General features: G+C 41.6%; 20 protein-coding genes. 4 read left to right on the top strand and 16 right to left on the bottom strand.

All coding sequences use genetic code 11. The features are described from left to right. Positions 1-6: 6 nt before the first annotated feature. The 14 genes from B3E92_RS05180 to B3E92_RS05115 all read right to left on the bottom strand — a co-directional run bounded on the left by B3E92_RS05180 (position 7) and on the right by B3E92_RS05115 (position 15,558). Complete coding sequence (locus B3E92_RS05180; RefSeq protein WP_070561136.1) at positions 7-1,692, bottom strand: GMC oxidoreductase; 1,686 nt, start codon at positions 1,690-1,692, stop codon at positions 7-9. A 42-nt stretch (positions 1,693-1,734) separates the two neighbouring features. Continuing rightward, positions 1,735-2,979, bottom strand: coding sequence for an MFS transporter (locus B3E92_RS05175; protein ID WP_286895713.1), 1,245 nt, complete (start codon positions 2,977-2,979; stop codon positions 1,735-1,737). A 96-nt stretch (positions 2,980-3,075) separates the two neighbouring features. Continuing rightward, complete coding sequence (locus tag B3E92_RS05170; protein WP_286895665.1) at positions 3,076-3,999, bottom strand: hydroxypyruvate isomerase family protein; 924 nt, start codon at positions 3,997-3,999, stop codon at positions 3,076-3,078. Between the two features lie 15 nt (positions 4,000-4,014). After that, positions 4,015-5,037, bottom strand: coding sequence for an FAD:protein FMN transferase (locus B3E92_RS05165; RefSeq protein ID WP_286895664.1), 1,023 nt, complete (start codon positions 5,035-5,037; stop codon positions 4,015-4,017). Between the two features lie 12 nt (positions 5,038-5,049). Beyond that, on the bottom strand, positions 5,050-6,363 hold the full coding sequence (locus B3E92_RS05160) for a Gfo/Idh/MocA family oxidoreductase (RefSeq protein WP_046672915.1): 1,314 nt from the start codon (positions 6,361-6,363) through the stop codon (positions 5,050-5,052). A gap of 26 nt (positions 6,364-6,389) precedes the next feature. Beyond that, positions 6,390-7,358, bottom strand: coding sequence for a formylglycine-generating enzyme family protein (locus B3E92_RS05155; RefSeq protein WP_286779173.1), 969 nt, complete (start codon positions 7,356-7,358; stop codon positions 6,390-6,392). A gap of 235 nt (positions 7,359-7,593) precedes the next feature. Further along, positions 7,594-8,184: a hypothetical protein gene (locus B3E92_RS05150; RefSeq protein ID WP_112376352.1), complete on the bottom strand. Its 591-nt coding sequence runs from the start codon at positions 8,182-8,184 to the stop codon at positions 7,594-7,596. 5 nt (positions 8,185-8,189) lie between these two features. Further along, positions 8,190-8,933 (bottom strand): hypothetical protein, encoded by a 744-nt coding sequence (locus B3E92_RS05145; protein WP_115049607.1) that lies wholly within the window; start codon positions 8,931-8,933, stop codon positions 8,190-8,192. A 350-nt stretch (positions 8,934-9,283) separates the two neighbouring features. After that, positions 9,284-9,547 carry a 50S ribosomal protein L27 gene (gene rpmA / locus B3E92_RS05140; RefSeq protein ID WP_046672918.1) on the bottom strand — a complete coding sequence of 88 codons (264 nt, stop codon included), beginning with the start codon at positions 9,545-9,547 and terminating at the stop codon, positions 9,284-9,286. A gap of 44 nt (positions 9,548-9,591) precedes the next feature. After that, positions 9,592-9,903 (bottom strand): 50S ribosomal protein L21, encoded by a 312-nt coding sequence (gene rplU / locus B3E92_RS05135; RefSeq protein ID WP_028068281.1) that lies wholly within the window; start codon positions 9,901-9,903, stop codon positions 9,592-9,594. Positions 9,904-10,062: 159 nt separating this feature from the next. After that, entirely contained in the window at positions 10,063-12,105 is a 2,043-nt protein-coding gene (locus B3E92_RS05130) for a M13 family metallopeptidase (protein WP_286895660.1), read from the bottom strand. A 30-nt stretch (positions 12,106-12,135) separates the two neighbouring features. Continuing rightward, positions 12,136-13,644: a bifunctional GNAT family N-acetyltransferase/carbon-nitrogen hydrolase family protein gene (locus B3E92_RS05125; RefSeq protein WP_046672920.1), complete on the bottom strand. Its 1,509-nt coding sequence runs from the start codon at positions 13,642-13,644 to the stop codon at positions 12,136-12,138. Between the two features lie 417 nt (positions 13,645-14,061). Beyond that, positions 14,062-14,403, bottom strand: a complete 342-nt coding sequence (locus B3E92_RS05120; RefSeq protein WP_046672455.1) for a DUF3467 domain-containing protein — start codon at positions 14,401-14,403, stop codon at positions 14,062-14,064. Positions 14,404-14,439: 36 nt separating this feature from the next. Continuing rightward, positions 14,440-15,558 (bottom strand): M42 family metallopeptidase, encoded by a 1,119-nt coding sequence (locus B3E92_RS05115; RefSeq protein ID WP_070561144.1) that lies wholly within the window; start codon positions 15,556-15,558, stop codon positions 14,440-14,442. A 272-nt stretch (positions 15,559-15,830) separates the two neighbouring features. On the opposite strand from B3E92_RS05115, the gene lgt reads away from it, so the two are divergent. The 4 genes from lgt to B3E92_RS05095 all read left to right on the top strand — a co-directional run bounded on the left by lgt (position 15,831) and on the right by B3E92_RS05095 (position 19,398). After that, the gene (gene lgt, locus B3E92_RS05110; protein WP_070561145.1) at positions 15,831-16,646 is read left to right on the top strand and encodes a prolipoprotein diacylglyceryl transferase; all 816 of its coding nucleotides are present in this window, start codon (positions 15,831-15,833) and stop codon (positions 16,644-16,646) included. A 154-nt stretch (positions 16,647-16,800) separates the two neighbouring features. Further along, positions 16,801-17,991, top strand: a complete 1,191-nt coding sequence (gene trpB, locus B3E92_RS05105; protein WP_286895658.1) for a tryptophan synthase subunit beta — start codon at positions 16,801-16,803, stop codon at positions 17,989-17,991. A 94-nt stretch (positions 17,992-18,085) separates the two neighbouring features. Beyond that, positions 18,086-18,628, top strand: coding sequence for a L,D-transpeptidase family protein (locus tag B3E92_RS05100; RefSeq protein WP_286895656.1), 543 nt, complete (start codon positions 18,086-18,088; stop codon positions 18,626-18,628). 203 nt (positions 18,629-18,831) lie between these two features. Then, positions 18,832-19,398: an AraC family transcriptional regulator gene (locus B3E92_RS05095; RefSeq protein ID WP_070561147.1), complete on the top strand. Its 567-nt coding sequence runs from the start codon at positions 18,832-18,834 to the stop codon at positions 19,396-19,398. A gap of 231 nt (positions 19,399-19,629) precedes the next feature. Here the strand turns inward: B3E92_RS05095 and B3E92_RS05090 are convergent, their stop codons facing one another. After that, entirely contained in the window at positions 19,630-21,810 is a 2,181-nt protein-coding gene (locus B3E92_RS05090; protein WP_286895654.1) for a DUF4954 family protein, read from the bottom strand. Positions 21,811-21,818: 8 nt separating this feature from the next. Further along, a complete protein-coding gene (gene glmS / locus B3E92_RS05085) occupies positions 21,819-23,660 on the bottom strand; it encodes a glutamine--fructose-6-phosphate transaminase (isomerizing) (RefSeq protein WP_046672460.1) in 1,842 nt (613 codons plus the stop codon). Between the last annotated feature and the right edge of the window lie 114 nt (positions 23,661-23,774).

Below are 23,774 nucleotides of genomic sequence, written 5' to 3'. Positions count from 1 at the left end.
TAGCTATTAGATGTTACCTTTTTTCAATTCGCTCACTGCGAAATCAACCGCACGAGCAGTAAGTGCCATATATGTCAATGAAGGGTTGACACAACCTGCAGAAGTCATACAAGCACCGTCTGTTACGAAAACATTCAATGCATCCCAAACTTGGTTGTTACCATTTAATACCGAAGTTTTTGGATCACGTCCCATACGGGCAGTTCCCATTTCGTGGATACCTTGGCCCAAACCATATACGTTATCGTACGTATAGGTATCTTTTACGCCAATGCTTTCCAACATCTCCTTCATTTCATTTTGCATGTCGCCACGCATCTTCAATTCATTATCCTTGATCTCAGCGTCAAATGATAATACAGGTAAGCCCCATTTATCTTTTTTGCTCTTGTCAAGTGTAATTTTATTTTCGTGATATGGCAAGGTTTCTCCGAAAGCAGTAAAACCAACAGTCCAGTCACCTGGCTCACAGATCGCATCTTTCCATGCACCACCAACTTCCATCTCGGCAACAGCACCAGACCAACGTCCACGACCTGCAGCACCCTGGTAACCAAATCCACGTACATAGTCACGTTTTTTGGTATCACCTTCTACATTTACAAAACGTGGCACATACAAGCCTGTTGGTCTACGACCATATACATAGCTATCCAAATATCCATCTATTTTACCTCCGGCACCACAACGGAAATGGTGATCCATCAAATTGTGGCCCAATTCACCGCTACTGCTACCCAGACCGCCTTCCCAAACATCTGTAGCTGAGTTCATTAACACCCAAGTCGAGTTCAATGCAGATGCACAAACAAAAATTACTTTAGCGAAAAACTCATACGTTTGGTTTGTTTCAGCATCAACAATTTCAACACCTTTTGCCTTTTTCGTGTTTTTATCGTAGATAATCTTTGTTACGATAGAAAAAGGACGTAAAGTTAGATTGTTTGTTTTACGTGCTGCAGGAAGAGTTGCCGATTGCGTACTGAAATAAGCACCAAAATTACAACCCAACCAACATTGATTTTGATATTGACAATTTACACGATCATGATGCGGAACAGTAATGTTGGCTGTTCTACCCATGATGAAATGACGTTGACCACCATATTGCTTTTTCAAACGCTCAGCCAGGTCTTTTTCAACAATGTTCATCGCCATTGCCGGCATGTAATCTCCATCTGGCAAAGATGGTACACCATCTCTATTTCCGGAGATACCCGCAAATTTTTCAGCATAACTATACCAAGGGGCAATATCCTTATAACGAATCGGCCAATCCACACCGTGGCCATCTTTTAAGTTAGCTTCAAAATCCAAATCGCCCAAACGATAAGATTGTCTCCCCCACATTAAAGAACGTCCACCAACATGATACCCACGGTACCAGTCAAAACGTTTTACCTCTGTATATGGACTCTCCTTTTCATTTACCCAAAAATCCAGGTTCTTCTCATTCAACGGATAATCTCTACGCAAAACCGGATATTCTTCGATCATTTTTTGTGTACGACCGCCAGCATGAGGCCATTCCCATGGATTTTTATTTGGCGCAGTGTAATCCTTAATGTGTTCAATGTTACGACCACGCTCCAGCATAATTGTTTTCAGCCCTTTCTCTGTCAATTCTTTCGCAGCCCATCCACCACTTATCCCCGAACCGATTACAATTGCGTCATAAGTATTTGTTGCCATCTCTCTTCTAATTATTTGTTTTTAAATAGTTATTTTTTCTGTTTATTGTGCAGCATTTGTACTGTCGATCTTTTCGTCCTTAAATAAAGCTAAAAAGATAAAAAATACAACAGCTGCGATAATTGCAGGTACAACCCAGGTATGATTCCAGAATGCCGCCATATCAGTTGCTTTCAATTCTTTGTACTTATCTCCAACATAACTTGCTACCCAGAATCCGATCAACTGTCCAACACCATAGGTTGCCAAGGTAATCAAACCCTGTGCTGCCGATTTGTATTTAACCCCCGCTTTGCTGTCTGTATAAATTTGTCCCGAAACAAAGAAAAAGTCATAACAGATACCGTGCAATGCAATACCGATCAATAACATGAACGATAATTCCCCTGCATTGCCATAAGCAAATAACAGGTAACGGATTACCCAGGCCAACATACCGACCAAAATTGTTTTCTTGAAGCCAAATTTTGTAAAGAAAACTGGCAAGGCCAATAAAAACAATACCTCAGATGCTTGACCGATTGTCATCTTACCTGTTGGATTTTCCAATCCTATTTCGGTCAGGAACAAGTTTGCATTTGAATAATAAAATGCCAATGGAATACAGATCAATACCGAAGAAACGAAAAAGATCAAGAAGTTTTTGTCTTTCAACAATTTGATCGCATCCAGACCAATAATTGATGCAAAGGACGGTTTTTCGTTTTCATCCAATTTGACCGGCGGCGTTTTAGGTAAGGCGAAGGAAAATACCCCTAGTACCAATGAAGCTACACCTGACATTAAGAAGGTATTTTTCAAAGCTCCCTCTGATGCAGCAGCATCCCATCTAAAGATATAACTGATTGCTAAACCTGCTACAATCCAACCAATTGTTCCCCAAATACGTATACCTGAAAATTGTTTTTCCGGATTGGTCAATTGGCGAAACGAAACTGAACTCGCCAAGGCCAATGTTGGCATATAAAGCACCATATAAGCCAATACATATGGATAAAAAGTAGACATATCTGCAGCACCATACATTTGGTACATTAATACTGCGCCAACCAAGTGTAAAACACCCAAAATACGCTCCGCATTAAAATAACGGTCTGCAATCATTCCGACAATAAAAGGCGCGATAATCGCTCCCAATGATTGTGTTGAAAATACATTGGCCATTTCAAAATCCGTTGCATGTAGATTTTTGCTCAAGAAAGTACCTAATGTGACAAACCATCCCCCCCAAATAAAAAATTCGAGGAACATCATAAAGGATAGTTTAAATTTTATTGTTGATGAAATCATAAAAAAAAATGGTGTTTTACAATACTACTAATTGGTTTTACCTGCTCAATTTAAGAAATTAAATCTAATTGTCAATAGTACACTATTAAAATATTACAAAAAGCTATCGACCTCGCGATATGCCGCCACCAAGCGATCCTCACCCTCTTTACCAGGCTTGGAAATACCATGCTCCATCCCCATGATACCCTTATATCCTTTACTATGAATGTGTTTGAATACGTTTTTATAATTGATCTCGCCCGTAGTCGGTTCTTTACGACCTGGATTATCGCCGATTTGAATATACGCAATTTCATCCCAACAACGATTCATATTTGCAATTAAATCTCCTTCGGTACGTTGCATATGATAAATATCATACAAAATTTTACAGGATGGACTATTCACGGCCTTACATAAAGCATAGGTCTCATGCGTTTGCTGCAAAAACAAATCTGGTGTATCACTTAAGGTTTCCAACACCATCACCAAACCATGTGGTTCAAAGATCTCCGCACCTTTACGCATCGCAGTAAGGATATTGCTGAACTGATTACCCCACGGCAGTTTTCTTTCATAAAAGCCCGGTACCACAGTCAGCCATTTTGCGTTACAACGCTTGGTAGCTTCGACAGACTTCTTGCATGTTTCGACAAACTTGTCTAAATACTCCTGTTTACCCGTCGCTAAAGAAGGCATCCAGTTTTGTCCGCCATCCACAACAAATACACCCATGGTCATGCCTAACTTCGCCAATAAATCACCGATCTTCTGCTGCTCGTCCAATGTTCTACCCAAATAGCCATTATCTTCTATTCCACGGAATCCCAAATCATACATATACCGAATTTCATCCAGGAAATTATCACCTGCATGATTTTTGAACATTCCCTGATGGGGAGCATAATTTAAATTGAATGTCTTTCCTTTATCCATCGTATTTGCTGTATTTTGAGTTGTAGACGCAAAAGTCTGTCCAGCTAGTCCTGCCCCCGCGGCCAAAAGACTACCTTTAATAAAATCCGATCTCTTCATTTTATTTATAATTGATTAATTTTTAAATAATTTACCAAATCCATCCGAATAAATCGTTTCTATGGACTGATTTTTATTTTTAAAAATGACAAAAACCGCCACACCTTTCAATTTTTTGGCCTTTGTCTTAATTTGTTCGGGTTCCATGCCCATAAAATAATTATCCAGTGCATCCGCCTCCATGGCAGTCTTCGCATAGACGCTGACACTCAATATATTGGTCATGTATGGAAAACCCGAAACAGGGTCAATATGATGACCCAATTTTTTCCCTTTGTATTGAATAAACTTTTCGAAACTGCCGGCTGTTGTCAGCGCCCCTTCATTGAGCTGCGCAACAGCAGTCATCAATTCCTCCCCACTTTCACCATCGGGCTGAACAATACCAATGGAAAAGCCCTGCCCACCTGGCGGAGTTCCCAAAACCCTGATTTCACCACCGACCTCGACCATATAATTGGCAATTCCCTTACGTTCGAGATAGTCGGCCAAGACGTCTACCGTATACCCCTGTGCAATACCATTAACATCGATTTTAATCCCCTTTTTCTTTTTAATCAGCTGGTTGCCGCTGACCTTCAGGTAGTGCATTCCCACCAGTTCCTTCGCTTTTCGTACCGTCGCCGAATCCGGGGCCACCGGGCTCTTATTAGCACCAAAGCCCCATAGGTTGACCAGCGGGGCAATAGTGATATCGAATTGACCTTTCGATAATTTGTGGTATTTAAAGGAAGCATTTATCACCTTAGCCATGTGGCTATCCATCACAACAGACATTACCGTATCTGTATTGAACTTGGATATCCTCGAGTCTTTGCGGTAAATTGACATCGACAAATCGATTGCCGTTAAGATACTGTCAACTTCCGACCGCCTAACAAGACTGTCGGAAGCGAAGTAAGTGATATGGAATTGGGTACCCTGCGCGGGTCCCTCCAGCCGAATTTTATGGGGTTTCGTTGCCGGTATCTGCGCCTGTGCATCAATGCAACAAATCGTAGCAAAAAATAGAAGGCACAAATTCCACTTTAATCCCATCGGCCCAATTGCTTAAATATATAAGTTGGTGTTTTGACCAGGCATCGCTACTGGGTAAAAACCTTCTGCATCCGGAAGTAATTTTGGTTTAGCATCCCAAGCAAGTACATCTGGTCCCAATTTGATGGTCGATTTCAAGGCTTCATCCCACTTGATTACCTTACCGGTATAACAAGCGATACGTCCGATAATACCTGTTAACGTACTGTAAGCACCATATTCTGCATTATCAAATTTATATTCGCCTTTCGAAATTGCCGTAAATAGTTCTTTATGTTCTTGTTGATACGGGTTTGGATTACCCTTCGCATCATGGCGATAGATTTCTTTTCCCTTCCAGTCGTACAATACAGCCTGTCCACCTGCAGAAAGATAAGCACGTCCTTTTGTTGCCTGGAATTGCTCGTCTACACGGTTATGTATACCTTCGAAGTGTCTACATTGACTATAAACAACGCTGTTGTCGGCATAGGTCAATTCTAATGCAAAATTATCATAGATTTCACCATACTCTTTGCCGGTGCGGTGTGCCCTGCTACCTGTACCTTGGATCGATACCGGGTAAGCACCTTTCACCCAATTGGCGATATCAATATTGTGTACGTGCTGCTCTACGATATGATCGCCACACAACCAGTTGAAATAATACCAGTTACGCATTTGGTACTCCATTTCAGTTTGCTCTGGCTTACGCGGACGCACCCATACGCCACCTGAGTTCCAATAAACTTGTCCCGAAGTAACATCACCGATTGCACCCTCGTGGATACGTTTGATCGCCTCACGGTAATTCGTTTGATAACGGCGTTGTAACCCGACTACAACATTCAATTTTTTACGTTTAGCTTCTGCAGCCACACGTAAGACCTGCTGTACACCAGGGATATCAACAGCGACCGGTTTCTCCATGAAAACATGTTTACCTTGACGGATCGCTTCCTCAAAATGCATTGGTCTAAATCCTGGAGGAGTTGCTAAAATAACAACATCGGCCAATTGAATTGCATCTTTATATGCATCGAACCCCACAAATTTGTGATTGTCACTTACATCGATCTTATCTTGCCATTTTTCCTTCAGCGTTTTATAAGTACTCTCTAAATTATCTTTAAAAGCATCTGCAAGAGCCACCACTTTAATGTTCATGCCCGAACTTAGCGCATCAAATGTAGCTCCAGTTCCGCGGCCCCCACAGCCCACTAAGGCAACTTTGATAACATCCGAACCAGCGGCATATGCACCTGATAAAGGCATTGAGCTCAGCACAGCGCCTCCAGCAACTACAGCAGAAGTTTTAATAAAATCTCTTCTTTCTAGATTTTCCATAACAGTTTTATATTGATTATTTTATATTAAAAGTCTTTGATTGGCTGTTTATCGTAATAAGCCATAATCTCTTCGTGACTAGGTGGGTTGAGGGGTCTGACTAGTCTCATACCCACGAATGGGGCTTCTGGAAACCACCAGTTACTTTTTGGAATTTGTGGATCCAACTGTTTCCATACGGGATCTGAGGCACCACGCGCTGCAGAGCGCATGTCCTCGGCACCACTGTCAAAAGCACCGCCACGTACAACATGTGGATACAGGGTTGTCGGAACGACTACAGGATTAGTCAATACCTTGCCTTTACCTTCATTGTAACTATCGGCCTTATATTGATCATAAGTCCATTCGGCAACATTGCCATAAATATCATAAAGGCCCCAAGGATTCGGTTTCTTCTGTCCTACAATATGTGTTTTCTGTTCAGCATTATCTTTAAACCAGGCATAATCTGCTAATGGCGTTGCTTGATCACCGAAAAAATAAGTCGTCTTTGAACCTGCTCTAGCTGCATATTCCCACTCGGCCTCTGTTGGTAAACGGTAAAATACACCGGTACGGACATACAGCCACTTACAGAATTGAATAGCATTGTAATGGGTCATCGCTAGGGCCGGGTGCCCTTCCTTTCCAAAACCAAAAGTCATATCCAAATAAGGTTTGGTCGGTCGCGTAACGGCATCAATCTCTTTCGATACTTTACCGTCCTTACTCTTTGCGATCTCATAATCTTTATACAGAAATGGCTCAAACAGATCCCAGGTTACTTCATACTGGCCCATCCAAAATGGATCCAACTTCACCTCGTGTGCAGGTTTTTCATCCTCTTTCCCACCACTTGTAGTTCCCATTTTAAAATTACCGCCAGGGATTGCCAGCATTTTGAACGTCAGATTAGTCCCTTCAATAGGTTGCTCATAAGGTTCGAAAGCTTTCTGAGCCATAGCGTGCACACCGGCAAATAACAAAACAGGAATAAAGATTCTTTTTAACATATTTAGGTTTGTAATTAAAGACTAAAATATAAAATAAGGTGTATACTTTACACTTTGACACTATAACTTTTTTATTACAGTTTAATTCTTAACATAATAGTCCATTCGTAATATCGATTTAGCCAGATGCAGGCAAGTATCCCTGGTAACTTAACTAGCCTGAAAATCAAGATCAATAAAAAAGGTTTTCCATTCTCATGGAAAACCATAATATCTTATCACAGTATGCCCCTGTCTAAAGCAGAATCTTACGACTTACCGCTTTATCGATGGTAATATATCCCGGGTAGAATACCGACTGCCCTGCGATATTGATAGAAGGTTTCACTTTTAACGTAAATATTCCCTTTTTATTCTCATCGCTTGACATTAAAAAATCCTGCAGGTCCGAATTCTTTAATAAATCATAGATATTGGTCGCTATACGCACATTGGCCACAGTAGATTCTCCGGGCTCTATTTGTAATGATTGATTGACAATCCCTTCCACAAGCTGCTGTCCACCATAAAGAATGATATACTGAAACTTATTAATGGATGCCTTTTTGAGCGTCGGGTTGTCTATTTTAAGCCGGATAACTGCATTCAATGGAATATCTTTCCGCAAATAGGCCAACGCCAGGCTCGGCGCTGCTCCCAGGTCGATTTGATTATTCTTGATCAGTCGTTGCAATGATGTACCGGCCAACCGAATACTATCTACCGATTCCACATCGAACTTACATTTCGCCAAATTCTCGATCTGTGCCTTTTGTCGATTCACGCCGCAGCCGGAGATAAACAAACCCAGCAGAACCAAACATCCAAATAAAATTTTCTTGCTCATAATCCCTATTTTCCCCCAAATTTATATAAAACTCCCAGTGTAAACAATGGGTACCCTGCTTTTAAATAGGTATTACTTTTAAAACCAAATACCATACCGTTCGTATATTGCAGCTTCCATCCTTTCCCTAAGCCCATCCTTGTATAAAATACAGGTTCAATAAGCATATTGTCTTCTTTCTCTGCCGGAAGACCATCAATAGCGAAATTCTTCATCCGCATATTGCTCAACCGAATGATGGTACCGTAATCGATATCGTGCCGGTTGCCAAACAACTTTAGGGCATCCTTTTTCTCCGATGAAAAGTTTACCTGCACAAACACCTTTTCAAAATCCATATCCTTCGTTTCCACAATAGCTTGTCCCATCGTCGACGAACGCTTATCAACCACACTGGTATTGCCTAGCCCATACCCCCCGTAAACCTCAAACACACGATTGTTTTTCCGACCAAAACGTGTATAATAGCCAATCCCCGCTTCGCCCATCTTTTGCGCATAGTCTTTGATATTGGATTTATTATCCACATAGGAACCATTGGCGATGACAGCTACATGATCGGTTACGGCTACCCCCAGGTTGGCCGATACATTAGCCTTTGTATTGATATTACCGGAAACATATACCTCGCCAGCTTCTGTAAACATCGGCGCTGAAGGCACATTAGGCATGTAAATCGAACTACAGGAATAAAATGAACAGGCAAATAACCCCGCACACAAACCATATCCAAACTTGTTGTATTTCATATGTAAGTATTTATTCAATCGTGCTTGCATCCAATGGTATTCCGGAATGTTTCGCCTATTGTCTTAAAAACACCTATCCTTTATAAAAATTGTACCAAAGCTTTACATTTAACAGAAAATAACAATTTAAATAAAACCAAAACCTTAACGCACTCATTACCAACTCCGATAAATTGGCGGGGCAGCAACGCTGCGGGCCAACGATATTGCCAACAGTGGCTCTGTGCAACGAAAGTGCAGCAAGTAGCATCCGATTTCGTTCCTATTGCCCAAGGGTAGATCCATGGGAGAACAGACAAACAAAAAAAGGCATCAATTTCTTGATGCCTTTCCAATATTGTTGCAAAACCTTACGCTTGTTCTGTAGGAACTACAGATACATAAGATTTATTGTTAGCTTTTTTACGGAAAACTACTTTACCGTCTACTAAAGCGAACAATGTGTGGTCTTTACCAATACCAACGTTTGTGTCAGGATTGTGTTGTGTACCGCGTTGGCGTACGATGATGTTACCAGCGATTGCTTGTTGACCACCGAAGATTTTGATACCTAAACGCTTGCTATGTGACTCACGGCCGTTCTTAGAACTACCCGCACCTTTTTTGTGTGCCATTTCTTTATCTTAATTTAAGACTATTTGTCTGATTAAAAATTCAATTATAACGTAATACCAGTGATCTGGATTTTAGAAAATTGTTGACGGTGACCGTTTTTCTTTTTGTAGCCTTTACGACGTTTTTTCTTGAAAACGATAACTTTATCGCCTTTTAAATGAGACAAAATTTTAGCCGAAACTTTTGCACCAGCAACGCTAGGTGTACCAATGGTAAATTTACCACCGTCTTCTGCTAACAATACATTGTCAAATTCAATACTAGCGCCTTCATCTCCTTGTAAACGGTGTACAAAAAGGAACTGGTCTTTTGCAACCTTAAATTGCTGTCCTGCTATATTTACTATTGCGTACATTGTTAATTAATTAAATGTGTTATTAAATGAAGGGCAAAAGTAATCAGTTTTTATCATAATTCAAAGACAAATTTACTTTTTCGTTTCCATTTAAACGTTATCAGTTGAACAACATGACCTTAATCCGTATTAGGCAATGCTGTTCACGCCTGTTTCCGCTTACCAAACCAAAATTCTTTTCTCCGGTGCCACATCCATTTTTGCTGTAGGCTGTACATTAAATGCTTTATAGAAAGCCTCCATATTGTATACGGGACCATTTACCCGAAATTGTTCGGGGCTATGTGGATCAACTTTTAAACGTAGCCGCATGCGCTCATCGCTGCTCTTTACGCGCCACACTTGCGCAAAACTCAGGAAGAAACGTTGATCTGGAGTAAAACCATCAATCTTGTCCTGCCCCTGCCCTTGTTTGGTTAATTTAAAGGCATCATAGGCAATATTTAAACCGCCGATATCCGCCAGGTTTTCACCTAAAGTAAGCTCACCGTTTACATGTTGATTGTCCAACAGTGTAAAACCACCATATAACTTCGCTACCTGATTAGCGCGTTCCGTAAACTGTTTCGCATCCACGGCAGTCCACCAATCGTTCAAGTTACCGTCTTTATCATATTGGCGCCCCTGATCATCAAAACCATGTGTCATCTCGTGTCCGATAACGGCACCGATAGCGCCATAATTGATTGCATCGTCCGCGTTGGCATCAAAGAAGGGGAACTGCAAGATGCCGGCCGGAAATACAATCTCATTATACGGTGGATTGTAATAGGCATTCACCGTAGGTGTTGTCATCAGCCATTCTGCCTTGTCAACCGGTTTACCAATTTTACCCACCATTTCTTTATAAGCATGCTTTGCAGCAGACTGCAAATTGGCATAGTAGGTATCTTTGGCGACTTCCACATCACTATAATCTTTCCACTTCTCCGGGTAGCCGATTTTTTTGGTGAAGGCTTCCAATTTTTCAATCGCTTTCTTTTTGGTTTCAGGCGTCATCCAGTCCAATTTCTCAATGCGGCTCTTATAGACTTTCTGCAAATTGTCGACCAATTCGAGCATTCGTTTTTTTGCTTCGGGCTTGAAGTATTCATCCACATACAACTTACCCACAATCTCGCCAAGATTCTCGTCCGCCGAACTCACCATCAGCTTCCAACGCTCTTTCTCCTGCTTCTGACCATTCAGGGTTTTCCCGAATAATTCAAACTTGGCCTCCCGGAAACCTTTGCTCAGTGCCGTCGCAGAAGCATTCGCTAAATCTGCTTTTAGTTTTGTCTTCCAGCTATCTAAGGACTGCGACTTCAACAAATTATTTAAAGCAAGGTAAAATTTGGGCTGCTGTACCAAAATCGTGTCGGTCTTCACATCCAAGCGTTGCAGAATATCTTTCCAGTTGAGGTTTGGCGTTTGCTTCTGAAATTCCTGTACCGCAAATTTGTGGTAGTTTTTAATGGGATCCCGCAATTCTACAGGTGTGGCATGCGATTTGGCAATTTCTGTTTCCAGGCGTAGCACTTCATCAGCCGACTTTTGGGCATTTGCCCCTTCACCGATCAGTCCGAATAACTTGACCAGATACGCGACATAGGCCTCCCGGATCTTCTTCGCTTTCTCATCCTGATCTAAATAATAACTTGCTTCAGGCAGGTTGAGTCCCCCCTGAAAAAATTGCAATGCATTCTTAGTGCTGATCCGGTCATCCGCGGCGACATAAAAGGTAAAAAGATCACCATCGCCCTCCTTAAATCCATCTGCAGCATACGCAATCAATTCATCAATACTTTTCAATCCATTGATTTTTTGAATGGCCCCTTCGATCGGTTTCGCACCCAATTTATCGATCGTCACCGTATCCATACCACTCGCATAGAAATCGCCGGCCTTTTGCTGATCTGAACCTTTTTTGTTGTCGGACTTTGCGGCCCCTTCCAAAATAGATTTCAGGTTTGCCAGATTTTCGTCGGCGAGCACATAAAAGGAGCCCCATCCTGTTTCCGATGCCGGGATCTGCGTATTTTTCATCCAGCTTCCATTCGCATATTGGAAGAAATTATCTCCTGGATTCACCGTCGTATCCATACCTGAGACATCAAAAAAATTTGTGCGGACCTCCTGAGCAGTATCGCTTTTCTTATTTGACTGACATGACATCATCATTAAGACCATGGATAGCGTCCCCCATTTGACTTTTTGTATCATATTTTAAGAGATTAAAAGCGTATTTAAATTTTACTTCAAAAGTTTCACTTCATACAGATCCTTCCGCCTATCCTTCTTCACTTTAACAGTACCATACTCATGTAGGTCGCGCAGCGCATACAGGTCAACGTCGGCAATAAGCACCATTTCGGCATTCGGTGTCGCCTCGGCTTTGATGGCATTATTGGGAAAAGCAAAGTCTGAAGGAGTAAAAACGGCAGACTGCGAATATTGTATATCCATATTATTCACACGCGGCAAATTACCCACAGAGCCGGCAATAGCCACATAACATTCATTTTCTATCGCCCTGGCCTGCGCGCAGGTACGCACCCGGATGTACCCGTTTTGGGTATCCGTCATAAAGGGCACAAATAGAATCTGCATGCCCTGATCGGCCAAAATACGGCTCAGTTCAGGAAACTCGACATCGTAACAGATCAACAGCCCTACTTTACCACAATCGGTGTCAAATACTTTCACTTCACTACCACCCACCATACCATAGTATTTAAATTCATTTGGCGTGATATGAATTTTTTTAAACTCATCCAGCTTACCGTTGCGATGACAGAGGTAGGAAACATTGTAGAGTTTTTTGTTTTCCATCAATGGCATGGAACCCGCAATGATATTAACGTTGTAGGATACAGCAAACTGTTGAATGCGGTCGATAATCTCGGAGGTATGCTGCGCAAGCCTTTCCATCGCCAGGCGCTCGGGAAGGTCGTTATAAGGGCTCATGAGCGGCGTATTGAAAAATTCCGGAAACATGATAAAATCTGTTCCATAATCACTCACCGTATCCACAAAAAACTCGATCTGATCATAAAATGCCTCCAGATTATCAAACAAGCGCATCTGCCATTGCACCAGCCCCAAACGGATCGTCTGCTTGGTGGTCGAAATGGACCGTGTCTCTGACTCATAATAAATATTATTCCATTCCAACAGGGTAGCAAACTCCATCGATTCAGCATCTTCAGGCAGATAATGCTTGAGTATTTTTTTGACATGAAAATCATTTGAAAGCTGAAAGGTCAGCGTCGGATCATAGATCTCCTTGCGTTTGACTTTCTCGATGTAAACCCGCGGACTCATTTTATCCGCATAGTTATGGTAATTGGGAATACGGCCCCCGGCAACAATACATTTGAGGTTCATCTGTTCACACAGCTCCTTACGCGCATCATAGAGACGCCGGCCGAGACGTAACGCCCGATGTGCCGGATGAACAAACACTTCTATCCCGTAAAGGGTGTCTCCATCATCACTATGCTTGGTAAACTTACCGTCATCGATAATCTCATAATAGCTATCGTAAATATTATTCTTTTTTGAATTCAGGATAATGGACAAGGCACAGGCAACGACATGTCCATCAATCTCCACACATAATTGCCCTTCGGGAAATATATCAATCAAATCCTGAATATTTTCCTTTGACCAGGTCTCACCTGCACCATCATAAGCCTGTTCCATCGATCGTTTCAAATCAACATAATCCTTCTTTGTCAAGTTCCGCACTTGAATATCCATATAAATCTCCTTTTTGAATTAGTTATCTAAATTTAGTAAAAGTAAATGCCAAGTCCAAAACTAACAATAGCCCACAGGCGAATATCAGATGGCATCCAACTTTATATTTTAGACAGTGCTTACTCAGTGATTGTTCAGTGCTCGTTCAGTGCTTGCTCAGTGTAGACTGAATATGCACTGACTTATTACTGTCTAAACATTGATTAAGAAATATTAATAGGCACTACCTGATATGCAGATGTTTCAATTTTAATTAGATCTTGATGATCTTATCCCTTAACAGGTAGTTAGGGCAATCGTTTTTTTCGTACATGAACCCGATTGGAGCATCGGAAAGACTTTGCTGAAATCAAGGACATAAAAAAAGCGCCAATGTTCAATTGGCGCTTTTGATATCTCAATGATAGCTGCAATCAACTATGCTTGACCTTGTGGCGTTCCAAAAGGGAATGCAACTGTAGGATCACCACCTTGTTGAGGTTGTTCAGCAACACCTAAGTCCATTTTAATTGGGCCATTTAATGCTTCGAAACGGTTCACGTTATCAACCAATGCACCTAACAAGCGTTTTGCATGCTCTGGAGTCAAAACGATTCTTGATTTCACTTTTGCTTTTGGCACTCCTGGCATCACACGGATAAAGTCAACCACAAATTCAGTATTAGAGTGAGTGATAATCGCAAGATTTGAGTAGGTTCCTTCTGCTACTTCTTCTGTCAACTCGATGCTCAATTCGTTTTGATTTTGGTTATTTTCCATAATAATTCTAATGATAAGTTAATATATTCTTAAATTCTACTTTGTAAATGTTCTAAAATCTTGTCCGTTCTCAATATTCAATAATGTTTCGTAGATCAACCGGATCACGTTATCCACATCTTCCTTGTGCACCATCTCCACTGTTGTGTGCATATAACGGAGTGGTAAAGAAATCAATGCAGACGGTACACCACCATTGCTATAGGCAAATGCATCCGTATCAGTTCCTGTAAAACGAGAAGAAGCCTGACGCTGGAAAGGAATATTATTCTTCTCAGCAACTTTAACCAACAGTTTATTCAGATTAATCTGAACCGCTGGAGCGTAGGACAATACCGGACCTTTACCTGAAAATAGATCGCCCTGCGTGATCTTATTGATCATCGGAGTTTGCGTATCATGTGTCACATCAGTTACGATGGCGACATTCGGTTTGATACGATCTGCAATCATTTCGGCACCGCGTAAACCAATCTCTTCTTGCACCGAATTTACGATATATAATCCAAATGGCAATTTCTTTTTATTCTCTTTTAGCAAACGAGCAACCTCAGCGATCATAAAACCACCAGCACGATTGTCCATAGCCCGCCCAACATAATAACGGTCGTTAAGGATAGAGAATGTATCTTCGTATGTAATGACACAACCGACATGTATTCCCAAGGCTTCAACCTCTTCTTTGGTACTACAGCCACAGTCCAAAAAGATATTTTTCAGCGAAGGATTTTCTTCTTTCTCTCCCGAACGCGTATGAATTGCAGGCCAGCCGAATACAGCTTTGACAATGCCCTTTTCCGTATGAATATTCACGCGCTTAGACGGCGCAATCTGGTGATCTGAACCACCGTTACGTATTACATAGATCAGTCCGTCTTTGGTAATGTAATTGACAAACCAAGAAATCTCATCCGCATGAGCCTCTATAACGACCTTATACTCCGCTTTTGGATTGATTACCCCTACAGCTGTACCGTAGTTGTCAACGAATGTATCATCAACATAAGGCTTCAAATAATCCAACCACAGGCGCTGTCCTTCCCACTCAAATCCTGTAGGAGAAGCATTATTGATATATTTCTCAAAAAATGAAAGCGAATCTTTCGTCACAACCGCGTCGTGCTTCGGCTCTTTTTTCTTGTTTTTTTCTGCCATCTTTTCCTTTTCTATTTACTTTCGTCAAAATATGAAAATTTCAATGAAATGCAAAAGTAAAAATGTTTTTTGAAATATTGTTTGCGCAATTTATTTTAAGTCATACGCTCCTCTTTAAGTAAAAAGGATCCGCAAAAGACAATATTTTGTTCACGATGAATGAATTAGATCCGCAGCCCAATGATATTCTGCTTAAAAACAAATTGTAGGAATAAAAAAATGAGATTAAAGCTTATCTTTACTTCAAAGTAATTTAAAAAGCTATAAAATTTATGAATTCAATATTAAGTGCAATACATTGGAATATTGACCCCGAAATGTTCAACTTTGGCGCTTTTGCCCTTCGCTATTATGCCTTATGCTGGTTGTTAGCATTTTTTGTTTCATACGTGATCATGTTGCGTATATTCAAAAAGGAAGGCCGCACACAGGAACAGTTGGATCAGCTTTCAATTTATATTTTTCTGGGCACTTTGATCGGAGCACGATTAGGACACTGCCTATTTTACGATTTTGACTATTACAAAGATCATATACTTGAAATCTTCCTGCCATTCAAATGGGATAAAACAGGATTTCATATTACCGGCTTCGCAGGATTGGCTTCCCATGGCGGCGCCATCGGAATTATCCTCGCACTCTATTTATTCTGCAGAAAAACAAAAACCGACTTCTTGTGGTTAGCGGACCGATTGGTCGTTGTAGTCCCTATTGCCGGCGCACTTATCCGTATCGGAAATTTCTTCAATTCCGAAATTATTGGCACACCTACAGATCTACCCTGGGCTATCGTGTTCGAACGTGTAGACAATGTACCACGCCACCCTGGGCAGCTTTATGAAGCAATCGCCTATATTTTGATCTTTATTATCATTGGTTCCCTATTCAAATCAAATCCCAATCGCCAAAAAGGTCAATTATTTGGTATATTCATGGTCCTATTATTTGGTGCACGCATGGTCTTGGAACATTTTAAAATTGACCAGGAAGCTTTCGAGCAAAGTATGGCTTTAAACATGGGCCAATTACTGAGTATACCTTTTATTTTGGTGGGCTTCTACTTTATCTTCCGGAAAACCAACGCTTAAAACAGGCCGCAATATATCCTTGTTTGCAAATACAAGATTTTACAGGCATCTTTTCTAGAAAAGATGCCTTGTTTTTTTTCTATACCTGCAAAGATTACTATATTAGGCTTCAATAAATAATATATCTTTTTACAACAAGAAACTTAAGCCTAAAATGAGTCTAACACAAGCTGCATCTGTCGAAGCAAATGAGAAGATGCTTCAATACAATGGTCAATATGGAGAATTTGGCGGATCTTACATCCCACAGGTATTGGAAGAGCAATTGAATAAACTGGCTGCTTTTTTCGATAGTCATGTCCAAAAAGAAGAATTCCAGAAAGAGTTTATTGCGATCTTAAAACACTATGTCGGTCGCCCCTCACCTTTATATTACGCGAAGAATTTAAGCGAACACGTAGGTTCCAAAATCTATTTGAAGCGGGAAGATTTAAACCATACAGGTTCCCACAAGATAAACAACTGTATCGGTCAAATTCTTTTGGCTAAACAAATGGGCGCTACAGAGATCATTGCCGAAACTGGCGCCGGTCAACATGGCGTTGCAACAGCAACAGCAGCAGCATTGTTAAACATCCCCTGCAAAGTATTTATGGGCGAAATCGATGCTGCGCGGCAGGCCCTGAACGTCAAACGCATGGAATTGTTGGGCGCCGAGGTTGTAACGACCAACTTAGGTAGCCGTACATTGAAGGATGCCGTAGACGCGGCCTTGATGTATTACGTCGAAAATCCCACATCCTATTATCTATTGGGATCACATGTTGGCCCACATCCCTATCCAAAAATGGTCGGCTATTTTCAAAGCGTTATCGGTAAAGAAGCACGCCAGCAGATTCTTGATCAGGAAGGGCGCCTTCCCGACAGCATCTTTGCCTGTGTAGGTGGCGGGTCAAATGCGATTGGCTTATTTTCGGGTTTTCTCGATGATCATGACGTCGAAATTCATGGTGGTGAAGGTGGTGGCACCGGGACTTACCCAAAAACAGCAGCGACACTTTCTTTTGGTAAACCAACTGTATTCCAGGGGACATTTTCATACTGTCTGGTCGATGATGAAGGTAATCCGATCCCCTCAACCTCGATATCTGCAGGCCTTGATTACCCGGGGATATCGCCGCAACATGCCCAGCTAAAAGATAGCAATCGTGCAAACTATCATCCCGTGACTGACACCGAGGCGATTGATGCCTACAAGTTGCTTTCCCGACTGGAAGGTATTATTCCGGCCATTGAATCGTCTCATGCTGTTGCCCTTGCGGTGAAATTGCTCAAAGACAAAAACCAAGTCGCTATTGTGAACCTTTCGGGACGTGGCGACAAGGATGTTGACCGCGAATTCTAGACGGTAACATCAAAATACATGAGTAGACCGAGTGCCGAGCCCTAGGTTAGGCACTCGGTCTAAACATTTTATCCATTAGCTAACGATCGCCAAGATGAAACGACCTAGAAAACGTCGAATAGTTTTAAAAACAGTCATCAGCCTCCTCGTCTTACTTTGCCTGGGCCTGATAGGTTATAATCTTTATCCCGAACCAACGTTGGATCGGCATGCGAAAGTGGACAAACTGATTGTCTATAAATCTAAAAGGACACTATTGGCCTATAGCAAGGGAAAGCTCCTAAAATCATATCGTATTTCACTAGGCGGTCAACCTGTGGGCGACAAAGAATTTGAAGGTGATTTAAAAACACCCGAGGGTCTTTATACGATCTACGATAAAAATCCATATAGCGACTATCACAAAAACCTAGGTGTCTCCTATCCGAATGAACAAGATATCGCCCATGCCAAAAGTTTAGGAAAAGATGCCGGTGGCGACATCAAGATCCACGGACTCCGAAACGGACTAGGCTTTATCGGTAAATTGCAACGCCACATGGACTGGACTTTCGGTTGTATGGCACTTACAAACTCGGAGATTGACGAGCTTTTTGACGCTGTTCCAATAGGCACAACTATTGAAATAAAGCCCTAGCGGAAATAAAGCCTTGACTGAGATAAACGCTTAGCATCCGTCCCTTGACACTCATCTGTAGGCGATCTAACCCTTCCGTCCTATTTTTTCCCACAGCCTATTTTCAAAATACTACAAGATAAACCCTAAATATTACAACCCCATGTCTAATAAATTAGCGATTTTTGAGTTTACATGAGTAACTTGTATTTAAAATAAATCTTATGAAACTTGCAATAAAGAATATGGTATGCAATAGATGCATAATGGTTGTTGAAAATGAACTGGCGAAGCTCAATCTCCATGTTAAGCATATTTCTTTGGGCCAGGTGGAAATTGAAGAAGAACTAACCAAAGCGGAGAGCAAGCAACTTGCTGAAAATTTTTCGGAACTTGGGTTTGAACTTATTGACGATAAAAGAACCGTCATCATCGAACAGGTAAAACATGTGGTGTTGGATCTCATCCGTAATCAACATAACGACACCAGCCTTAATCTTTCCGAAATCATCAGCAAGAAAGTGCACCATGATTACAACTACATCTCCAATCTATTTTCGGATGTTGAAGGGATCACCATCGAAAAATACTTCATCGGCCAAAAAATTGAATATGTCAAAGAGCTATTGGTTTACGATGAACTGACATTAAGTGAGATTGCCTATAAACTCAATTACTCCAGTGTTGCCTATTTAAGTAATCAATTCAAAAAAGTAACCGGATTGACGCCAAGCCACTTTAAACAGATCAAAGACAATAAACGTAAGCCGCTCGATAAAATCAACGAGTAAAGGCGTGGAACGACAAAAGCAAGCTTCATAGCAGCCTCGGCCGCCAGGATTAGAAAACAGACAAAAAACAGAAGCAACTGGTCAAAGAAAAGAAGCAGCAGGCCAAATGAAGAAGTGACAAATCAAAGAAAAGAAGCAGCTGCCCAAAGAAGAGCAGGTCAAAAAAGCAACTGGTCAACAAAAAGAACAGCAGGTCAAAAAAGAAAAGGCTTCCGAGCGGAAGCTTTTCTTTTAAAATTGCCCTTTCAAATTAGCAACCCTTATCTTGAATATCTCTAATTCTTTTTGTTGTTGATTGATAAAAGAATTGTCCTCCAGTTTTCCGACCACAATATCACGTTCTTCATCATTGGCATAAACCATGTTTTTGAACTGATTTTTGTAGTCTTTGGCCCGGGATTTATAAATCTGTTCACCAATCCAGATCCGGTGCCCAAGCGCCTGATCCAACAAAGATACAATTTTATCTGTTGATAAAACCATACCTTCCAAATTTAAGACTTCGATTAAAGACAAGAGTGCATGTTCACGTTTATCTAGGGGGTAATCTTTACTTTTATCATGATAGAATTCATGAATATCATCCCACGAATCTATCTTTTTTGATTTAATATCATCTAAGAAAGTGTGCAGGGCATTGCTTTCGATCAGCTGTCCGCCGATATTCTGCCAGTTCGTACGCGATCGACCCGTTAAGGAGGCCATAATATCCTGCAGTGACAGACCTTCCTCGAGGGCATCCATCAGGTGCAATACACCATAATACTTAATAAACGAACGATACAAGTGATAAGCCTCGCCAACCTTCTGAATAACAGTCGGTCTGCGTGAATTTTCGGCTCCTTGCAACACGATGGTCTGATCTTTTAGGTCCATGTTGTTGGCAAGCAGTGCCCGACCGGCAACAATACGTTCACGCTCATCCTTCCCTGCTGCAGTGTGAAGGCTGTCTGCAACGGCCAAGGCCAGCATATCCATCCCTTCAAACATTTCATTCACCGTATCCGGTGCCAACATATCGTATTCAAAATATTGATTTTTGAAATGTCGATTGTCCCGCGCCGCATACTTATTGGCATTCCGTACCAATGCGTACATATTGTACATAAACCAATACCCCGGAATCAGGACCAGTTGATCATGTTGTACGTCATTGCTTACTAAGGTGAAAGGTAGCTTAATATCCAGTTCATGCAGAAAATCCCCTTTTACAATCAGGCAATACGAAGCAAATCTGGAGTTGTGTTTTAGACTGACACAGAGTCCGGGCCAAAAACCACGCCCCGCGATAATTTCACCATCCGCAGCTCTGGAGTTGTGATTCGATCCTACGGTTGCTCCAGCAGCCATGTTACTTTGGCCCATCACCAATGCCGCACATAAAAACGAGTTGTTATGGTGCTGTTCATGGGCTGGAAAAATCAGGGAATTTAATACTTCACAACAGGAAATTGTCGAGTTGTCACCCAAATAAGAGTTGATCAAGCGCGCACCATATTTCAATTGCGAATAGGAAGCCAAGATAAAACGTACGGCTTTAACGCCATAAAATATACGACAGCCATAGCCAATAATTCCATTAACAAGCTCACAGCCTTCACCGATCTGCGTATACGATTCCTGTGAGGAATTGACGGTTACATTTTTCAGCTTGCTGACCCCTTTGATATAAACATCAGTCCCAATCTTGACATTCTTGATCGTTAACGTATTTTTGATGACACAACGGTCGCCAATTTGGCTGTAATAGCCGCGTTGACTTCCAAATTTTTGATCCGTAAGTTCTCCAAATCGCTGCTGTAAAGCATGATCATGCCGATTGCGGGTCCAAAGGTATACATCTGCAGCCTGCATGCCATCAAAAGGGTAAACCGAGCGGGCACCATTTTCGTTGCAGAGCTCCAGCTCGATCCGTTTCTCCGACTCTTCACCGTCACGGAGGATGCCATTACCAAACTTGGCTGTACTACCGGTCTCCATTTCCTTGATCTGGCTCAACAGCACTTCATTACCAACAATAAAGTAGGACAAGTAGCCCACATAATGAACAGCAACATCGTCACCAAAGTCCGAGCTGATGATCGTCGAATGGTACAGGCCAATGGGCAGCTGCAAATTGCGGTAATCCAGGTAACTCGGACTCAAATTGCCGATACGGACCAGACCGTAGAACTTACAGTGCTGCACCTGATTCGGATCGAAGACTGCCGATACTTTGACCTTGGTCCAGTCGCTTGACCAGTTACCGTTATGAATCAACTGTTGAATCTCCGTTTCCGTCAGATCGCGGTAGTCATTACGCGGGTTTTGCTGAAAGCGCAGGGTATATTCATCTTGTCCTGCTGGAATAAATTCATCTGGGATAAATCCATAGCCCAGCTGTTCCAAAGGTTTCTTCTTCAATACACTCATAGGCCTCCTTACTCTACAGTTACCGACTTCGCCAGGTTACGTGGTTTGTCCACATCCAATCCGAGTTCTACACCAATATAATACGATAGCAGTTGCAATGGTACAACCGAAATCAATGGCGCAATAATCTCATCGGCCTCCGGAATTTCCATAAAATCATCGGATAGATTTTCAGAAACGGTATCGCCCTTGGTAACCACCGATATGATCTTTCCCTTACGTGCTTTGATCTCCTGAATATTTGAAACAATCTTCTCGTGATAAGCATCTTTTGTAGCGATAAAAACAACAGGCAAGTTCTCATCAACCAATGCGATCGGTCCATGTTTCATCTCTGCTGCAGGGTAACCTTCGGCATGGATATAGGAAATTTCCTTGAGTTTAAGCGCACCTTCCAGAGCAACCGGGAAATTATATCCCCTACCCAAGAAAAGAAAGTCGCGGGCATCTTTGTACTTTTTGGCAATGGTTTTAATTTTATCAACCTGCGTATCCAAAATCCACTCCACCTTTTCAGGCACTTCATTTAATTCCTTTGCGAGTTTTTGATAACGCTCTTCACTGATGGAGCCTCTCAAAGAAGCAATCTTTAAGGCAATCAGATTCAATACAGTCAACTGTGCTGTAAATGCTTTTGTACTTGCTACGCCGATTTCTGGTCCAGCATGGGTATAGGCACCTGCATCCGAAAGTCGGGCGATAGAAGATCCAACAACATTGACCACACCCAATATAATAGCACCCTGTTTTTTTGCATTTTCCAACGCAACTAATGTATCAGCCGTTTCACCACTTTGGGAAATCGCCAGGATCACATCTCCTGGATGAATAACCGGATTACGGTAGCGGAATTCCGATGCATATTCAACTTCTACATTTATGCGGCACAATTCCTCAATAACATATTCTGCAATAAGTCCGGCATGCCAGCTGGTACCGCAGGCAACAATTACAATGCGATTGGTGTTGCTGATCTCATTGGCAAATTTTTCAATGCCGCTGAGTGTAATCTGATGGGATTGCAGATCAAGACGTCCACGCATGGAGTCAAAGATCGTTTGCGGTTGCTCAAAGATCTCTTTCAACATAAAGTGATCAAAGCCTCCTTTTTCAATAGCTGACAGTTCCAGATCCAATTTTTGGACATAAGGTGTGATGCGCTCATTACCCAAATTTTTAAGGATCAGCTCCTCCGGTGTGATAATGGCCAGTTCATAGTCATTGATGTAAACAACTTCTTTGGTATACGCTAACATCGGGGAAGCATCTGAACCCAAAAAATGCTCATTTTTACCGATACCAATTACCAAAGGACTTCCCTTACGTGCTGCAATAATACGATCCGGATGACCAGCTTCCAATACGAGGATCACATAGGCCCCGACGACCCGTTTTAAAGCAATACGGATCGCTTCTTCTAACGAGCATTCATTCTGCAATTGGATTTCTTCGATAAAGTTGACCAGAACCTCTGTATCGGTATCACTTTTAAACGTATAACCTTTATTGATTAATTCTGATTTTAAGGAAGCATAGTTTTCAATGATACCATTATGGATCATCGCGATGCGTCCGCTATTGGAATAATGCGGATGTGCATTCCGATCAGAAGGTTCACCATGGGTAGCCCAACGGGTGTGGCCTATCCCTGTGGTCGACTGTAGATCTTTTCCGTACACAAACTCTTCCAAGTTTGCGACTTTACCTGTTTTTTTGTAAACATCGATCTGCTCACCTTTATGCAATGCCACTCCAGCACTGTCATAACCACGGTATTCTAACTTTTGTAATCCGTCAATGACGATACCATACGCCTGACGATAACCTGTGTATCCTACAATTCCACACATGTATGTCTCAATTTTAAGTGTATATTTTGTTAATGCGCCGCAATGTAATAAAAAATATTTACGCAATCGATTGATTAACCTAAAATTAACACAAAAAAGAAGCTGTCTCAAATT

The sequence above is a fragment of the Sphingobacterium sp. UBA6317 genome (genome assembly GCF_002440385.1).
Lineage (GTDB): Bacteria > Bacteroidota > Bacteroidia > Sphingobacteriales > Sphingobacteriaceae > Sphingobacterium > Sphingobacterium multivorum.
This window is presented reverse-complemented; position numbering and strand designations above follow the sequence as displayed.

Bases quoted from the DNA above. Each gene is read 5' to 3' on its own strand.
- B3E92_RS05180 (WP_070561136.1), bottom strand. From the start codon at position 1,692: ATGGCAACAAATACTTATGACGCAATTGTAATCGGTTCGGGGATAAGT.
- B3E92_RS05170 (WP_286895665.1), bottom strand. From the start codon at position 3,999: ATGAAGAGATCGGATTTTATTAAAGGTAGTCTTTTGGCCGCGGGGGCA.
- B3E92_RS05165 (WP_286895664.1), bottom strand. From the start codon at position 5,037: ATGGGATTAAAGTGGAATTTGTGCCTTCTATTTTTTGCTACGATTTGT.
- B3E92_RS05160 (WP_046672915.1), bottom strand. From the start codon at position 6,363: ATGGAAAATCTAGAAAGAAGAGATTTTATTAAAACTTCTGCTGTAGTT.
- B3E92_RS05155 (WP_286779173.1), bottom strand. From the start codon at position 7,358: ATGTTAAAAAGAATCTTTATTCCTGTTTTGTTATTTGCCGGTGTGCAC.
- B3E92_RS05150 (WP_112376352.1), bottom strand. From the start codon at position 8,184: ATGAGCAAGAAAATTTTATTTGGATGTTTGGTTCTGCTGGGTTTGTTT.
- B3E92_RS05145 (WP_115049607.1), bottom strand. From the start codon at position 8,933: ATGAAATACAACAAGTTTGGATATGGTTTGTGTGCGGGGTTATTTGCC.
- rpmA (WP_046672918.1), bottom strand. From the start codon at position 9,547: ATGGCACACAAAAAAGGTGCGGGTAGTTCTAAGAACGGCCGTGAGTCA.
- rplU (WP_028068281.1), bottom strand. From the start codon at position 9,903: ATGTACGCAATAGTAAATATAGCAGGACAGCAATTTAAGGTTGCAAAA.
- B3E92_RS05130 (WP_286895660.1), bottom strand. From the start codon at position 12,105: ATGATACAAAAAGTCAAATGGGGGACGCTATCCATGGTCTTAATGATG.
- B3E92_RS05125 (WP_046672920.1), bottom strand. From the start codon at position 13,644: ATGGATATTCAAGTGCGGAACTTGACAAAGAAGGATTATGTTGATTTG.
- B3E92_RS05120 (WP_046672455.1), bottom strand. From the start codon at position 14,403: ATGGAAAATAACCAAAATCAAAACGAATTGAGCATCGAGTTGACAGAA.
- B3E92_RS05115 (WP_070561144.1), bottom strand. From the start codon at position 15,558: ATGGCAGAAAAAAACAAGAAAAAAGAGCCGAAGCACGACGCGGTTGTG.
- lgt (WP_070561145.1), top strand. From the start codon at position 15,831: ATGAATTCAATATTAAGTGCAATACATTGGAATATTGACCCCGAAATG.
- trpB (WP_286895658.1), top strand. From the start codon at position 16,801: ATGAGTCTAACACAAGCTGCATCTGTCGAAGCAAATGAGAAGATGCTT.
- B3E92_RS05100 (WP_286895656.1), top strand. From the start codon at position 18,086: ATGAAACGACCTAGAAAACGTCGAATAGTTTTAAAAACAGTCATCAGC.
- B3E92_RS05095 (WP_070561147.1), top strand. From the start codon at position 18,832: ATGAAACTTGCAATAAAGAATATGGTATGCAATAGATGCATAATGGTT.
- B3E92_RS05090 (WP_286895654.1), bottom strand. From the start codon at position 21,810: ATGAGTGTATTGAAGAAGAAACCTTTGGAACAGCTGGGCTATGGATTT.
- glmS (WP_046672460.1), bottom strand. From the start codon at position 23,660: ATGTGTGGAATTGTAGGATACACAGGTTATCGTCAGGCGTATGGTATC.